Origin of the sequence: Streptomyces hyderabadensis (assembly GCF_020404845.1) — a bacterium.
GTDB lineage: Bacteria > Actinomycetota > Actinomycetes > Streptomycetales > Streptomycetaceae > Streptomyces > Streptomyces hyderabadensis.
In genome coordinates this window covers 112,146-127,646 of sequence record NZ_JAIOJZ010000014.1, presented here as the reverse complement: position 1 = coordinate 127,646, position 15,501 = coordinate 112,146, and the positions used below count along the sequence as shown (strand labels likewise).

Below are 15,501 nucleotides of genomic sequence, written 5' to 3'. Positions count from 1 at the left end.
ACCTCGGCACCTCCCCCGCACCATGACCGGCAGAGAGACAAGAGGACTTTCGGTGAAACAGGTTGTGCAGAACTACAAGAGCGGCGAGCTGGCGCTGCTCGACGTGCCGGTGCCGGGCTGCAAGCCGGGCGGTGTGCTGGTGCGGACCGCCTATTCGCTGATCTCCACCGGCACCGAGCTGATGAAGGTGTCCGAGGCCGGCATGTCGATGCTGGGCAAGGCCCGTTCCCGCCCGGACCAGGTGGCCAAGGTCGTGCAGAGCGTGGCCACCAACGGGGTGCCCGCCACGTATCGCAAGGTGATGGGCAAGCTGGACTCCTACACGCCGCTCGGCTACTCGCTGTGCGGGGTGGTCGAGCAGGTCGGTGACGGCATCGACGACGTGAAGGCCGGCGACCTGGTGGCCTGCGCCGGCAACGAGCACGCCCTGCACGCCGAGCTGAACTGGGTCCCGAAGAACCTCTACGCCCCGGTGCCCGACGGTCTCGCGCCGCGGCACGCGGCCTTCGGGACCGTCGGGTCGATCGCGCTCCAGGGGGTCCGCCAGGGCGAGTCGCGGCTCGGCGAGGTGGCGCTGGTCATCGGGCTCGGGCTGATCGGGCAGCTGGTGGCGCAACTGCTGACCGCCTCGGGCGTCCGGGTCGTCGGCGTCGACCCCGACCCGGAGCGCTGCGAACTCGCCGAGCGGCTGGGCGCGGCGGCCTGCGGTGACCCGGCGTCCCCGGCCGTGGAGAGCGCCGTCGCCGAACTCACCCACGGCCACGGGGCGGACCAGGTGTACCTGGCCGCCGGCGGTGGCAGCAACCAGCCCGTCGAGCTGGCCGCGCGGCTGTGCCGGGACCGCGGCCGGGTCGTCGACATCGGCAAGTGCCGCCTGGACCTGCCGTGGAACGCGTACTACGAGAAGGAGCTGGACGTCCGGTTCTCCCGCTCCTACGGGCCGGGGCGCTACGACCCGCAGTACGAGATCGAGGGGCGGGACTACCCGATCGGCTACGTGCGCTGGACCGAGCGGCGCAACCTGGCGTGCTTCCTCGACCTCGTCGCCCGGGGCCGCGTCGACGTGGAGCCGCTCATCACGCGTACGGCCGCCTTCGACGACGCCGTGGAGACGTACCAGAGCCTCAAGGACGGCGGCCTGAAGGCCGTGGCGGTGCTGTTCCGGTATCCCGAACCGGCCGCCGGGGAAGGGGCGCCGGCCGATGCGCCGGCGATCACCGTGCCCGCGGTGCGCGGCGGCGGCAAGGCCCCGGCCCCCGTGCGGGCGGCGAAGAAGCCGGTGCGCCTCGCGTTCGTCGGCGCGGGGAACTACGCGACGTCGATGCTGCTGCCGCACCTGGCCCAGCGCGACGGCGTGGAGCTGTCGACGGTCGTCACGACGACGGCCCTGTCCGCGGCCAACGCGCAGCGGAAGTTCGGCTTCCGGGAGGCGACCACCGACCTGGACGCCGTGCTCGGCGACGCCTCCGTCGACGCGGTGTTCGTGGTCACCCGGCACAGCTCGCACGCCGAACTGACCCGGAAGGCGCTGCTGGCCGGCAAGGCCGTGTTCGTGGAGAAGCCGTTGGCGCTCTCCGAGGACGAGCTGACCGGGGTGCTCGACGCGGTGGAGGAGTCCGGCAACGACCGGTTGCAGGTGGGCTTCAACCGCCGGTTCGCGCCGCTGCTGAAGGAGGCCCGGGACCGGTTCGGCGCCCGCACCGGGCCGGCGAGCCTGCGCTACCTGGTCAACGCGGGACGGCTCGACCACGGCAGCTGGTACCTCCAGCAGGGCACCGAGGGTTCCCGGTTCGCCGGTGAGGGCGGGCACTTCGTCGACACGGCGAGCTGGCTGCTGGGGGCCGACCCGGTCTCGGTGTACGCCCTCGCCCCGTCCGGCAACGAGGACCTCCAGGTGGTGCTGGGCTACCCCGACGGGTCCACCGCCACGATCAGCTACGTCACCACCGGCGCGGCCGGATTCCCCAAGGAGACGCTCGACCTGGTCGCCGACGGCAAGGTGCTGCAACTCGACGACTTCGTGCGCACATCGGTCTACGACGGCCGCAAGCGGTGGGTCAGTTCCCGGCTGCCCAAGGCCCGGGACAAGGGCCAGTCGGCCGAACTGGCCGCGTTCGTCAAGGCGGTGCGGACCGGCGGGCCGATGCCGGTGCCGCTCGGGTCGCTGGTGGCCACCACGGCGGCCACCCTGGCCGTGCGGGCCGCCCTGACCGGTGGTGCTCCGGTGACCCTGGCGGAGGCGCGATGACCGTGAACCCGGGGAGTGCGGGCTGGTACCTGCGGCGGCTGTCCCGGATGGGTCCGCGGGAGGTGGGCGGCCGGGTGGCCGACACCGTGCGCAGGCGGCGGTGGCGGTCGGCGCCGCCGGTCGCCCCGAGCCTGACCGGGGCCCGGTTCACCGCGGTCCTGCCCGCCGGGACGCTCGCCTCGGTGGCGCCGGACGCCGCGAAGCGTCTGGTCGCGGAGGCGGACCGCCTGATGGCCGGGCGGGTGGAGTACTTCGGCACGGTCCGCGGCGACCTGGCCGACCCGGACTGGTCGTACGACCCGAAGACCGGGCGCCGCGCACCGTGGGGCTACGCCTTCGACGTGCCGTACCGCGACGAGGACGCGATCGGGGACGTCAAGCAGATCTGGGAGCTGTCCCGGCACCAGTACCTCACGGTGCTCGCCGCCGCCTACGCGGTCACCGGCGACGAGCGGTACGCCGAGCGGGTGGCCGGGCACCTGCGGTCGTGGTGGACGTCCAACGCGCCGCTGCGCGGGGTGCACTGGGTCAGCGGCATCGAGCTGGGGATCCGGCTGCTGTCGTGGGTGTGGATCCGCCGGCTGCTCGACGGCTGGCCGGGCGCGGCCGCGCTCTTCGAGGACAACCCGGCGGCGCTGAAGCAGATCTGGCACCACCAGCGCTGGCTGGCCGCCTTCCCCAGCCGGGGGTCGTCGGCGAACAACCACGCGGTGGCCGAGGCCGCGGGGCAGCTGGCCGCCTCCTGCGCCTTCGGCTGGTTCCCCGACTCGGCGCACTGGCGGGACGACGCGCTGCGGTCGCTGGACCGGCACCTGCGCGCCAACACGTTCCTCTCCGGCCTCAACCGGGAGCTGGCCACCGAGTACCACGGGCTGGTGCTGGAGCTGGGCCTGGCCGCGCTGGCGGAGGCGGACGCCGCCGGTGTGCCGGTTCCGGCGACGGTCCGGCTGGTGCTGCTGCGGATGACCGACGCGCTCGCCGCAGTCGTGGACGACCGGCTGCGCCCGCCGCGCCAGGGGGACGCGGACGACGGCCACGGCCTGGTGGTGGACGGCCCGGACACCGACCGCTGGGCCTCGCTGCTGGCCACCGGCGACGCCGTGTTCGGATCGCTCCCCTGGTGGCCGGAGGTGACCGGCACGGATGTGCGCACCCCGCTGCTGGCGGCGCTGGTCCGGCCGTACGGCAAGGACGGAGCGGGCGGGTCGGTGAGCCGCCCGGCGGCCAGGCCGGCCCACTTCGCGGACGCGGGGCTCACGGTGCTGCGCGGCCCCGGCGGCATCTGGTGCCGCTGCGACGGCGGTCCGCACGGCTTCCTGTCCATCGCCGCGCACGCCCACGCGGACGCGCTCTCGGTGGAGGTGCGGCACGACGGGGTCGACGTGCTCGCCGACCCGGGGACGTACTGCTACCACGGGCAGCCGGGGTGGCGGCGGTACTTCCGCTCGACCCTCGGCCACAACACCCTGGAGCTGGACGGAACCGACCAGTCCGTCTCCGGCGGTCCGTTCCTGTGGACCCGGCACGCGCGCAGCCGCGTGCCGGCCGTGGACGTCTCCGACGCGGGGGTGTCCCGCTGGTGCGCCGAGCACGACGGGTACCGGGGTTCGGTGCACCGCCGCCGGGTGGAGCTGACCGCCGCGAGCCGTGAACTGCGGGTGGTGGACGAGGTGAGCGGCCCGCGCCGGACCGTGCGGCTGGCGTTCCACCTCGGCCCGGCGGTCTCCGCCGACCTGTCGGGCAGCCGCGCCGTGCTCACCTGGTCCCGGGACGGCGAGGAGCGCTCGGCGGTGCTCGACCTGCCGGGCGAGCTGTCCTGGCGGGCGCACCGCGGTGAGACCGACCCGCCGCTGGGCTGGTACTCCCCCGGCTTCGGGCGCAAGGAACCGGCCACCACGCTGGTCGGCACCGGCGTCACCGACGGCGCCCGGGGCTTCACGACCGTACTCGGATTCCGCGGCTAGGCGCAGGAAGGGGGGAGGACGCATGGGAGTTGCAGGACGGAGCAGCCGGGCGCTGTCGGCGGCGGTGCCGCTGGCGCTGGCGCTGCTGGCGGCCGGCTGTGTCGGCACCTCGGACTCGGACGCGCCGGCGCCGGGGCCGTCCGCGTCGTCCGCCCCGCCCGCGCCGTCGGACGGGCCCCCCGTGGCCCGGGTGTGCGCGAAACCCGCGGCCGGACCGGCCAAGGCCCCGGCCGGTGCGGTGACCGTCGATCCCTCGGTCGTCGGCGACCTGGCCGCCAAGACCCGCAGCAGTCCCGCGCACACCACCTTCTGGCTGCGGCCGGGCAAGCACCGGCTCGACTCCGACCCGTACGCGCAGGTCGTCCCCAAGGAGGGCAACCGCTACCTCGGCGCGCCGGGTGCGGTGCTCGACGGCGGCAAGACCAACCGGTACGCGTTCGGCGGCACCGCGCGCGATGTCACGATCGGCCATCTCACCGTGCAGGGTTTCGCCGCGCCGCACGACGAGGGCGTGGTCAACCACGACTCGGCGGACGGGTGGGTGATCGAGCACGCCACGATCCAGCGCAACTCCGGCGCCGGGCTGATGGCGGGTGACCGCCAGCAGGTCCGCGCCAGTTGTCTGCGCGACAACGGCCAGTACGGCATGAACGCCTACAAGGGCGACGGCACCATCAACGACCTGGTGGTCGAGGGCAACGAGATCGTCGGCAACAACACCGGCGACTGGGAGCGGAAGCGGCCGGGCTGCGGCTGCACCGGGGGGATCAAGTTCTGGGCCGTCGAGGGCGCCGACATCCGGGGCAACTGGGTGCACGACAACCGCGGGACCGGCCTGTGGGCGGACACCAACAACAACGACTTCCTCGTCGAGGACAACGTCATCGAGTCCAACGACGGTGCCGCGCTGATCTACGAGACCAGCTACAACGCCGTCGTCCGCAAGAACACGATCCGCCGGAACAACTGGGTCGAGGGCCGGGCGAACACCGAGGGCGGCGACAACTTCCCTTACGCGACCCTCTACATCTCCGAGTCCGGCGGTGAACCGCGCATCGAGGCCCGCACGGACAAGATCGAGATCTACGGGAACGTGCTGGAGGACAACTGGTCCGGCATCACCCTGTGGGAGAACGCCGACCGGTTCTGCAACAGTCCGGCCAACACCTCCTCCGGCGACTGCACATTGCTGGTGGAGGACATCGACCGCTGCGCGCGCCCGGCGATCACCAAGGCGCCGCTGTACGGCGACTGCCGGTGGAAGACCCAGCGGGTGGACGTCCACGACAACCGCTTCGTCCTGGACAAGACCGTCGTGGAGTGCACGTCGAACTGCGACCGCATGGCGCTGCTGGCGAACTACGGCACCTATCCGGACTGGTCCCCGTACCAGGGCGAGCGGGTGGCCGAGGCCGTCACCCACCGGCAGCACAACCGCTGGCACGACAACGTCTACGTCGGGCCGTGGAAGTTCGTCGCCCAAGACCCGAGCCGCGTCCTGGACTTCGGGCAGTGGCAGGGCGCCCCGTACCGGCAGGACGAGGGCAGCACCCTGCGCGCACGGGAGGGGGGCTGAGATGGACGCGGACCGCACGCCGAAACTGGTCGGGACGGTCTGGGGACTGCTGGTCCTCAACACCCTGGGCTCCACGGGGGCGGAGACCATCGTCCCGCTCCCCCGTTCGCTCATCCAGATGGTCACGATGGGCGCGCTGGTCGTGGCGTTCTCGCTGGCGCTCGCGCTCAATCTCCGGCTGCGGGTGCGCGCCAGCGCCTACCTGTTCCTGCTCACCCTGCTGCTGGTACCGAGCGTGATCGCCAGCGCGGACCTGCAGTCCGGGTTCGGCGCGCTGTTCCGGTGCGCCCGGCTGGCGCTGTTCGTCGGCACGCTGTGGCTGCTCAGCCGCTGGTGGGACGGCGGCACGACGTTCGTCCGGCACCACATCCGGATGTACTTCCTGGTCCTGTGCACGGTGGCCGCCGGGGCGCTCGTCTCGCCGGGCGCGGCCCTGCCCGACCTCTACGGCGGGCGGCTGGTGGGGGCGTTGTGGCCGCTCACCCCGCCGCAGATCGGGCAGTACGCCGCGGTGATCATCGGGCTCGCCGTGCTGCTCGTGCTCGGCGGCCGGACCGACCGGCGCAGCGCGGCGCTGGTCGTCGTGCCCTCGCTGGTCCTGCTGATGCTCACCCACACCCGTACGGCCACGCTCGGCCTGCTCGTCGGTCTGACGCTTGCGATCGGCTCGCTCGCGCTGACCAGCGCGGCCGCCCGCCGGTTCTTCTCCTGGGCGGTGCTGTGCGCCGCGGTGGCCGCCGTGGTGTTCGCCTCCGCGCTGCAGGCGTGGTTCCTGCGCGGCCAGAGCGAGGAGAACTTCAGCAACCTCACCGGCCGGGCCAAGGTCTGGGACGCCCTGCTGGCGGCGCACCGGACGGTCGGGGAACAGGTCTTCGGCCTGGGTCTGGGCGACAAGTCGTTCGACGGGCTGCCGATCGACAACAGCTGGCTGGCCGTCTACCACGAGCAGGGGCTGACCGGCGTCGCCCTGGTGGCGGCGGTCTTCGTCGCACTCGGCGGCGTCGCGCTGCTGCGGCCGCCGTCGCTCGCCAGGGCCTGCGCGATCTTCCTGATCAGCTACTGCGCACTCGCGTCGTACACCGAGGCGGGTCTCGGCGACGCCTCGCCGTACCTGCTGCACCTGGCCGTGGCCGCCTCCCTGCTGACGGAGCCCGCCCCGGCCGCGCCCCTGCCGATGGCCGACCCCCCTCGTCGACGCGTCCCGCGCTGGGCGCGGACCTCGGAGGTGACCTGAGCATGCACGTCCTCGTGGTGCACAACCGGTACAACTCGGCCCAGCCGAGCGGCGAGAACAACGTCGTCGACCAGGAGGTGGAGCTGCTGCGCACGGCCGGTCACCGGGTCGGGGTGTTCGAGCGGCGCAGCGACGACATCGCCGCCCGGTCGCTGCCGGGCAAGGTCGCGGTGCCGCTGCTCGTGCCGTGGAACCCGGCGGTCCGCAGGGAGCTTGCCGCGCGGCTGCGCGCCGAGCGGCCGGACGTGGTGCACGTCCACAACGTCTTCCCGCTCCTGTCGCCCGCGGTGCTGGCCGCCTGCGCCGACGCCGACGTGCCCGCCGTCGCCACGCTGCACAACTACACCCAGGTCTGCCCGCCCGGCACGCTGCAGCGCGAGGGGCGGTCCTGCACCGAGTGCGTCGGGGCGACGCCGCTGCCCGCGGTGCGGCACGGCTGCTACCGGGGCTCGCGGCTGGCCACGGTGCCGCTCGCGGTCGGCCTGGCGGCCAACCGGCGGCGCTGGTGGTCCGGGGTGGAGCGGTTCTTCTGCATCTCGGCCGCGCAGCGCGAGGTCCTGGTCCGCTCGGGCATGCCGGCCGAACGGCTGGCGGTGAAGCACAACTTCGTGCCCGAGCCGGAAGCGCGCCGTGCGGGCGAGGGCGAGCACCTGCTGTATCTCGGCCGGCTCGCCGAGGCCAAGGGCGTACGGCTGCTCATGACCGCGTGGGACGAGATCGCCGCGGCCGGAGGTGTCGGGGTCCCGCTCGTCGTCGCCGGTACGGGTCCGCTGGAGCGCGAGGTGACCGCCTGGGCGGCCAGCCGGGACGACGTGCGGTACGTCGGTCTGTACGACCCGGAGCAGTGCAGACGGGCCCTCGCGCGGGCGGTGGCCGTGGTGGCGCCCTCGACGTGGCTGGAGGCGTTCGGCCTGGTGGTCGTGGAGGCGATGGCGGCGGGGGTCCCGGCCGTCGCCGCCGGGCACGGCGCCTTCGTGGAACTCGTCGAGGACGGGGTGACCGGGCTGCTGCACGAGCCCGGCGACGCCGCCTCGCTCGCGGACCGCCTGCGCCGGATCGCGGCGGAGCCGGACCGCAACCGGGAGATGGGCCGGGCGGCCCGGCACCGTTACGAGCAGGGCTTCAGCCCGGCCGTCGGGCTGGAGCGCCTGCTGGAGGGGTACCGCACCGCGATCGCGGGGCGGTCGGCACTGGCTCGTGGCGGGGACACCCGCGCGGGCAGGGGGGATGGGGGCAGTAGATGACACGATGCCGACTCTGCGGTTCGGCGGCGATGGAGAGCGTCGTCGATCTCGGAGCGACTCCGCCGTGCGAGAGCTTCCTCGCCGCGGACCAACTGGACCGGCCTGAGCCGGCGTACCCGCTGCACCTGCGGGTCTGCACCGACTGCTGGCTGGCGCAGATCCCCGCGCTGATCACGCCGGAGGAGACGTTCACGCAGTACGCGTACTTCTCCTCCTACTCGACCTCGTGGGTCGAGCACGCGCGGACCTTCGTCACCGGTGCCGTGGAGCGGCTGGGCCTGGGCCCGGACGCCTTCGTGGTCGAGGTCGCGAGCAACGACGGTTACCTGCTGCGGCACATGGTGGACCGCGGGATCCGGTGCCTGGGCGTGGAGCCTTCGGTGAACGTCGGTGCCGCGGCGCGGGAGGCGGGGGTGCCCACGCTCACCGAGTTCCTCAGCCCGGACACCGGCGCGGCCGTCCGCGCCGAGCACGGCCCGGCGGACCTGGTCGTGGCCAACAACGTGTACGCGCACATCCCCGACGTCATCGGCTTCACCAAGGGGCTGCGCGCCCTGGTCGCCGACGACGGCTGGGTCTCGATCGAGGTGCAGCACCTGCTGACGCTGATCGAGGAGAACCAGTACGACACGATCTACCACGAGCACTTCCAGTACTACACGGTCGCCTCCGCGATCCGGGCGCTGGCGAGCGGCGGACTCGCCCTCGTGGACGTCGAGTTGCTGCCCACGCACGGCGGTTCCGTCCGGCTGTGGGCCCGGCCGGCCGAGGTGGCCGGTGAGCCGGGCAAGCGGGTGGCCGAGGTGCTGGACCGGGAGAAGGCGGCCGGTCTGCGGGAGCTGTCCGGGTACACCGAGTTCTCCGCCCGGGTGGCCAAGGTGCGCCGGGACCTGCTGCGGTTCCTGATCGAGGCGGCCGAGCGCGGCGAGACGGTGGTCGGCTACGGGGCCCCCGGCAAGGGCAACACCCTGCTCAACCACTGCGGCATCCGCCCCGACCTGCTCGCGTACACGGTGGACCGCAACCCGTACAAGCACGGCAGGTTCACGCCGGGCACCCGCATCCCGATCCTGCCGCCCGAGCGGATCGCCGCCGACCGGCCGGACTACGTCCTCGTCCTGCCGTGGAACCTGCGGGCCGAACTGGCCGAGCAGCTCTCCTTCGTACACGAGTGGGGCGGCCGGCTGGTGTTTCCCATTCCGGAACTGAGCATCGTCGAGGCCCCGTCCCGAGAGGTCACAGCATGAAGGTCGTACTGTTCTGCGGCGGTTACGGGATGCGGATGCGCGAGGGCGCGTCCGACGACGTGCCCAAACCGATGGCGATGGTCGGGCCGCGGCCGCTGATCTGGCACGTCATGCGCTACTACGCGCACTTCGGGCACAAGGAGTTCATCCTGTGCCTCGGCTACGGGGCCCACCACATCAAGGACTTCTTCCTCAACTACGAGGAGACGACGTCCAACGACTTCGTGCTGCGGGGCGGGCGGACCGAGCTGCTGTCCGCCGACATAGCCGACTGGACGATCACCTTCGCGCAGACCGGCATCGAGTCGCCGATCGGGGAGCGGCTGCGCCGGGTGCGGCACCATCTGGACGGCGACGAGATGTTCCTCGCCAACTACGCCGACGTGCTCACCGACGCGCCCCTGCCGCAGATGATCGACTCCTTCGCGCGGCGGGACGCCGGGGCGTCCATGATGGTGGTGCCGCCGCAGTCCTCGTTCCACTGCGTGGACCTGGGCGAGGACGGTCTGGTGGGCGGCATCACGCCGGTGAGCGACCTGCCGCTGTGGGAGAACGGCGGCTACTTCGTGCTGCGGCAGGAGGTCTTCGACCACATCCCGGAGAACGGGGACCTGGTGGCCGACGGCTGCACCCAGCTGGCCAAGCGCGGACGACTGGTGGCGCACCAGCACCGCGGCTTCTGGAAGCCGACCGACACCGTGAAGGAGCGGGCCGCGCTGGACGCCGCCTACACCCGGGGCGAGCGTCCGTGGGCCGTGTGGGAGCGGGACGGTGCGGGGACGCCCGCCGGGGTGACCGCGTGATCGGCCTCAGCGCCGGGCGCACGGACCGGATCGTCGCGGTGGGCGCGCACTGCGACGACATCGCCATCGGCGCCGGCGGCACCCTGCTGACGCTGTGCCGGTCCCGGCCCGGCGTCCGGGTCGACGCGCTGGTGCTCTCCGGCGGTGGCGGCGAACGGGAGCAGGAGGAGCGAGCCGCGCTCGCCGCCTTCTGCCCGGACGCCGACCTGCGGCTGACGGTGCTCAAGCTGCCGGACGGCCGGATGCCGGCCCACTGGGAGGAGGCCAAGACCGCCGTCGAGGAGCTGCGGGAGCGGACCGAACCGGACCTCGTGCTGGCCCCGCGCACCGACGACGCGCACCAGGACCACCGTGGTCTGGCGAAGCTGATGACCACCGCGTTCCGCGACCACCTGGTGCTCCGCTACGAGATCGTCAAGTGGGACGGCGACCTCGGCCGCCCGACGGCGTACCAGCCGTTGACACCGGAGGCCGCCGAGGAGAAGGTGCGGCTGCTGCAGGAGCACTACCCCTCGCAGCGGCACCGCCCCTGGTACGACCGGGAGGCCTTCCTGGGCCTGGCCCGGATCCGCGGCATCGAATGCCACGCCCGCTACGCCGAGGCGTTCGACGTCGCCAAACTCACTCTCAACCTGGGGGGTTGAACCTTGCGCGTACTGCTCACCGGACACCAGGGCTACCTGGGCACCGTGATGGCCCCGGTCCTCACGGCCGCCGGACACGAGGTCGTCGGGCTGGACTCCGGCCTGTTCGCCGACTGCGTCCTGGGACCGGCACCCGCCGACCCGCCGGGGCGGCGGGTGGACCTGCGCGACCTCACGGCCGAGCACGTGGCCGGGGTGGACGCGGTGATCCACCTGGCCGCGCTCTCCAACGACCCGCTGGGCTCGCTGGCGCCGGAGCTGACCTACGACATCAACCACCACGCGTCCGTGCGGCTGGCCCGGCTGGCCCGCGACGCCGGGGTGCAGCGCTTCCTGTACGCGTCGACGTGCTCGGTCTACGGCGCCGCGGGCGGGGGCGAGCTGGTGACCGAGGACGCCCCGCTGCGCCCGGTGACGCCGTACGCGGAGTCCAAGGTGCGGGTGGAGGACGACCTGCACGCGCTGTGCGACGGCGACTTCAGCCCGGTGTACATGCGCAACGCCACCGCCTTCGGCTTCTCGCCCCGGCTGCGCGCGGACATCGTGCTGAACAACCTGGTGGGCCACGCGCTGCTGTCCGGCGAGGTGCTGGTGCTCTCCGACGGCACCCCGTGGCGTCCGCTGGTGCACGCCGCCGACATCGCGCGGGCCTTCACCGCCGCGCTGACCGCCCCGCGCGAGGCCGTGCACGACCGGGCGTTCAACATCGGCAGCGAGGTCAACAACGTCACGGTCGCCGAGATCGCCGAGGAGGTGGCCGCCGCGGTGTCCGGCTCGAAGGTGGTGATCACCGGCGAGACGGGCGCCGATCCGCGCTCGTACCGGGTGGACTTCTCCCGGTTCCGGGCCGCGGTCCCCGGCTTCGACTGCGAGTGGACGGTGAAGCAGGGCGCGCTCGAACTCGCCGACGCCTACCGCGAGCACGGGCTGACCCGGGAGGACTTCGAGCGGCGCTTCACCCGCCTGGCCGTCCTGCGCGAGTCCACCGGGACCGGTGCCGTCGACGACACCCTGCGGTGGCGCCGATGACCGAGCCAGGAGAGGAGATGTACGCCCTGGTGGAGCGGATGTACCCGCTGTGCCGGAGCATCACCGGCGACGGTGTCCGCGCGACCCTGCGGATCGTCGACGAGTACATCCCTCTGCACGTGCACGAGGTACCGACCGGGACACGGGTGCTGGACTGGACGGTGCCGCAGGAGTGGAACATCCGGGACGCGTACGTCGCCGACGCGGCCGGCCGCCGGGTCGTCGACTTCGCCGCGTCCAGCCTCCATGTGCTCGGCTACAGCGTGCCGGTGTCGGCGACCATGCCGCTGGCCGAGCTGCGTCCGCACCTGCACACCCTGCCCGAGCACCCGTCCTGGGTGCCGTACCGCACCAGCTACTACGAGCCGCAGTGGGGTTTCTGCCTGGCCCAGGAGACCCTGGACGCGCTGCCGGAGGGCGAGTACGAGGTCCGCATCGACTCCACCCTGGCGGACGGTCACCTCACCTACGCCGAGCACGTGGTCCCCGGCCAGGTGCCGGACGAGGTGCTCGTCTCCTGCCACACGTGCCACCCGTCGCTGGCCAACGACAACCTGGCCGGCATCGCGGTGGCGGTGTTCCTGGCCCGGGAGCTGGCGAAGCGGCAGCCGTACTACACCTACCGGTTCGTCTTCGCGCCCGGCACCATCGGGGCGATCACCTGGCTGGCCCGCAACCGGGAGCGGGTGGAGCGGGTCAGGCACGGTCTGGTGCTGGCCTGCGCCGGCGACCCGGGCGGGCTCACCTACAAACAGAGCAGGCGCGGCGACGCGGAGATCGACCGGGTGCTGCGGCACGTCCTGTCCGCGTCTCAACGACCGCACCGGATAACCGAGTTCACGCCGTACGGCTACGACGAACGGCAGTACTGCTCGACCGGGTTCGACCTCGGGGTGGGCTCGCTCACCCGGACCCCGTACGCGGGCTACCCCGAGTACCACACGTCGGCCGACGACCTGGACTTCGTCTCCCCCGCGGCGATGGCGGACACGCTCGCCGTCTGCCGCGAGGCGTTCGACGTCCTCGACCGCAACCGGTGCTACGTCAACCTCAGCCCGTACGGCGAGCCGCAGTTGGGGCGGCGCGGGCTGTACGACTCGCTCGGCGGCCGCAGCGACGCCAAGCAGGCCCAGATGGCCATGCTGTGGGTGCTCAGCCTCGCCGACGGCGAGCACGGTCTGCTGGACGTGGCCGAGCGGTCGGGGCTGTCGTTCGACACCGTCGCCGCGGCGGCCGACGCCCTGCACGGCGCCGGACTGATCAAGGCATGACGCCGATGGCCGTCGACGGGGAGAAGACGACGAAACCGGCGGGGCCCGCCCGCCGGGGCGTCGTCGGCAGGCTGTCCTGGGGCCTGGCCGACCAGGCGGCCTCCAGCCTGTCCAACTTCGTGGTGGGCGTCTATGTGGCCCGCTCGCTCGGACTGACCGCGTTCGGGGTGTTCAGCCTGGCCTGGGTGACCTACGGCGTGGTCCTCAACGTCTCCCGCGGGCTGGCCACCGACCCGCTCGTGGTGCGCTTCAGCGGCGTGCCGGAGTCGTCCTGGCGCGGGGCGGTGGGCCGGGCATCGGGTGCCGCGCTCCTGGTCGGCGCCTCGATCGGCTTGGTGTCGCTGATCGCCGGGCTGGGCATCGGCGGCCAGGTGGGGGCCGCGTTCGCCGCGCTCGGTGTCGTGCTGCCGGGGCTGCTGCTCCAGGACGCCTGGCGGTACTCGTTCTTCGCCGCGGGCGTCGGCCGGAAGGCGTTCGTCAACGACGTCGTGTGGGCCCTCGCACTGGTCCCGGCCATGGTGGTGGCGGCCTACGTGGGCAGCGTGACCGCCTTCCTGCTCGCCTGGGGCGGATCCGCCGCCGTGGCCGCGGTGTACGGCTGCATCCAGTCCGGCATCCGGCCCCGGCCGACCGGGGCGCGCGAGTGGCACCGCGACCACCGCGACCTCGGCTACCGGTACCTGGTCGAGAACGTCGGCGTCAGCGGGGCGGGCCAGATCCGGGCCTACGGGCTCGGCGCGATCGTCGGGGTCGGCGCGGTGGGCGTGATCCGCGGCGCGGAACTCCTGCTCGGACCGTTCCTCGCGGTGCTGATGGGGCTGTCGCTCGTCACCGTGGCCGAGTCGGCGCGGGTGCTGCGGCAGGCACCCGAGCGGCTCGGGAAGTTCTGTTTCCTGCTCGGCGCCGGGCAGACCGTCGCCGCGACGCTGTGGGGCGCGGCGCTGCTGCTGGTGCCGGACAGGCTCGGCGAGCTGGTGCTCGGTGACGTCTGGAGCGCCTCCTCACAACTCATCGTCCCGGTCACGCTCAGCGTCGCGGGCGCCGGGCTCGGCACCGGGGCGGCGGCCGGGCTGCGCGCGCTGGCCGCGGCCCGGCGCAGTCTGCGCTGCCAGTTGTTCGCCTCCGCCTGCTACGTGGCCGGCGGACTCGGCGGAGCGGTCGCGGGGGGCACGGTCGGCTCGGCCTGGGGCGCCGCAGCCGCTTCCGTCTGCGGTTCGGCCGTGTGGTGGCTGCAACTGCGGGCGGCCCTGCGCGAGCGACACGACCATCCCATTCCCGAAGTGAGGAACACATGACCCCCCACCCCCGGCTGAGCATCGGCCTGCCCGTCTACAACGGCGAGGAGTACCTGGCCGAGTCGCTGGACGCCCTGCTCGGCCAGACCTACGAGGACTTCGAACTGGTGATATCCGACAACGCGTCGACCGACGGCACCCAGGACATCTGCCGCCGGTACGCCGCGCGGGACTCGCGCATCCGCTACATCCGGCTGCCCCGCAACATCGGCGCCGCCCCGAACCACAACTACGTGTTCACCGAGTGCCGCGGCGAACTGTTCAAGTGGGCCTCGCACGACGACCTCTACGCCCGGGACCTGCTGCGCAGTTGTGTGGCGGCGCTGGACGAGCGGCCCGAGGTGGTCCTCGCACACAGCGGCCAGGCGGTCATCGACGGCGACGGCAAGGTGAAGGTCCCCTACGAGTACGGGCTCGCCACCGACTCCCCGCGCGCCCCGGAGCGCTTCCGCAGCCTGCTGTTCGAACCCGGGGGCGACGACTTCTACGGGGTGATGCGGGCCGACATGCTGCGCCGGGTGAAACCGCACGACAGCTACCACCACGCGGACCGCACCTTCGTCGCCGAGATCACCCTGCACGGTCCCTTCCACCAGGTGCCGGAGCTGCTGTACTTCCGCCGCGACCACCCCACCCGGGCCGAGCGGGCGAATCCCTCCAAGCGCGCCCGGTGCGTCAACCTGGACCCGCGCCGGGCGGGCCCGCTGCACCCGACGCCACGGTTGCTCGCCGAGTACGTCTGGGGCTTCGCCTCGGCGATCGGACGGGCGCCGCTGTCCTCGGCCGACCGGCGCGCCTGCCACCGCCATCTGGCCGCGTGGCTGACCAGCCGGGTCCGTCCGGGCGCCGGCGAGCGGGTCGAGGACCGCGCTCCGGTGGCCCCGGAGCGGCTCACCGTCTCCGTCGACGACCTGGTCGCCGGCCGCCAGGGAGGGCAGGCATGAAC

At 73.0% G+C, this 15,501-nt stretch carries 12 protein-coding genes; all 12 read left to right on the top strand.

What is annotated here, in order from left to right; all coding sequences use genetic code 11:
• The first annotated feature begins 52 nt into the window (after nt 1–52).
• From K7854_RS13690 to K7854_RS13635, 12 genes are read left to right on the top strand one after another with little or no spacing between them, the layout of a single operon-like run.
• The gene (locus K7854_RS13690) at nt 53–2,248 is read left to right on the top strand and encodes a bi-domain-containing oxidoreductase (protein WP_226026736.1); all 2,196 of its coding nucleotides are present in this window, start codon (nt 53–55) and stop codon (nt 2,246–2,248) included.
• The gene (locus tag K7854_RS13685) at nt 2,245–4,212 is read left to right on the top strand and encodes a heparinase II/III family protein (protein ID WP_226026735.1); all 1,968 of its coding nucleotides are present in this window, start codon (nt 2,245–2,247) and stop codon (nt 4,210–4,212) included. The genes K7854_RS13690 and K7854_RS13685 overlap by 4 nt, the downstream gene beginning before the upstream one ends.
• 22 nt (nt 4,213–4,234) lie before the next feature.
• Nucleotides 4,235–5,788 (top strand): right-handed parallel beta-helix repeat-containing protein, encoded by a 1,554-nt coding sequence (locus K7854_RS13680; RefSeq protein WP_226026734.1) that lies wholly within the window; start codon nt 4,235–4,237, stop codon nt 5,786–5,788.
• A 1-nt stretch (nt 5,789) separates the two neighbouring features.
• Nucleotides 5,790–7,022, top strand: a complete 1,233-nt coding sequence (locus K7854_RS13675; protein WP_226026733.1) for an O-antigen ligase domain-containing protein — start codon at nt 5,790–5,792, stop codon at nt 7,020–7,022.
• 2 nt (nt 7,023–7,024) lie between these two features.
• Nucleotides 7,025–8,266 carry a glycosyltransferase gene (locus tag K7854_RS13670; RefSeq protein ID WP_226026732.1) on the top strand — a complete coding sequence of 414 codons (1,242 nt, stop codon included), beginning with the start codon at nt 7,025–7,027 and terminating at the stop codon, nt 8,264–8,266.
• Entirely contained in the window at nt 8,263–9,513 is a 1,251-nt protein-coding gene (locus tag K7854_RS13665; RefSeq protein WP_226026731.1) for a class I SAM-dependent methyltransferase, read from the top strand. The genes K7854_RS13670 and K7854_RS13665 overlap by 4 nt, the downstream gene beginning before the upstream one ends.
• Nucleotides 9,510–10,316: a sugar phosphate nucleotidyltransferase gene (locus tag K7854_RS13660; protein ID WP_226026730.1), complete on the top strand. Its 807-nt coding sequence runs from the start codon at nt 9,510–9,512 to the stop codon at nt 10,314–10,316. The genes K7854_RS13665 and K7854_RS13660 overlap by 4 nt, the downstream gene beginning before the upstream one ends.
• Nucleotides 10,313–10,960 (top strand): PIG-L deacetylase family protein, encoded by a 648-nt coding sequence (locus tag K7854_RS13655; RefSeq protein ID WP_226026729.1) that lies wholly within the window; start codon nt 10,313–10,315, stop codon nt 10,958–10,960. The genes K7854_RS13660 and K7854_RS13655 overlap by 4 nt, the downstream gene beginning before the upstream one ends.
• 3 nt (nt 10,961–10,963) lie before the next feature.
• Nucleotides 10,964–11,989, top strand: coding sequence for an NAD-dependent epimerase/dehydratase family protein (locus K7854_RS13650; RefSeq protein WP_226026728.1), 1,026 nt, complete (start codon nt 10,964–10,966; stop codon nt 11,987–11,989).
• Nucleotides 11,986–13,260, top strand: coding sequence for a DUF4910 domain-containing protein (locus K7854_RS13645; protein ID WP_226026727.1), 1,275 nt, complete (start codon nt 11,986–11,988; stop codon nt 13,258–13,260). Before K7854_RS13650 ends, K7854_RS13645 begins: the two co-directional genes overlap by 4 nt.
• A 5-nt stretch (nt 13,261–13,265) precedes the next feature.
• Complete coding sequence (locus tag K7854_RS13640) at nt 13,266–14,555, top strand: MATE family efflux transporter (protein WP_226026759.1); 1,290 nt, start codon at nt 13,266–13,268, stop codon at nt 14,553–14,555.
• Nucleotides 14,552–15,499 carry a glycosyltransferase family 2 protein gene (locus K7854_RS13635; RefSeq protein ID WP_226026726.1) on the top strand — a complete coding sequence of 316 codons (948 nt, stop codon included), beginning with the start codon at nt 14,552–14,554 and terminating at the stop codon, nt 15,497–15,499. Before K7854_RS13640 ends, K7854_RS13635 begins: the two co-directional genes overlap by 4 nt.
• The last annotated feature ends 2 nt before the right edge of the window (nt 15,500–15,501 follow it).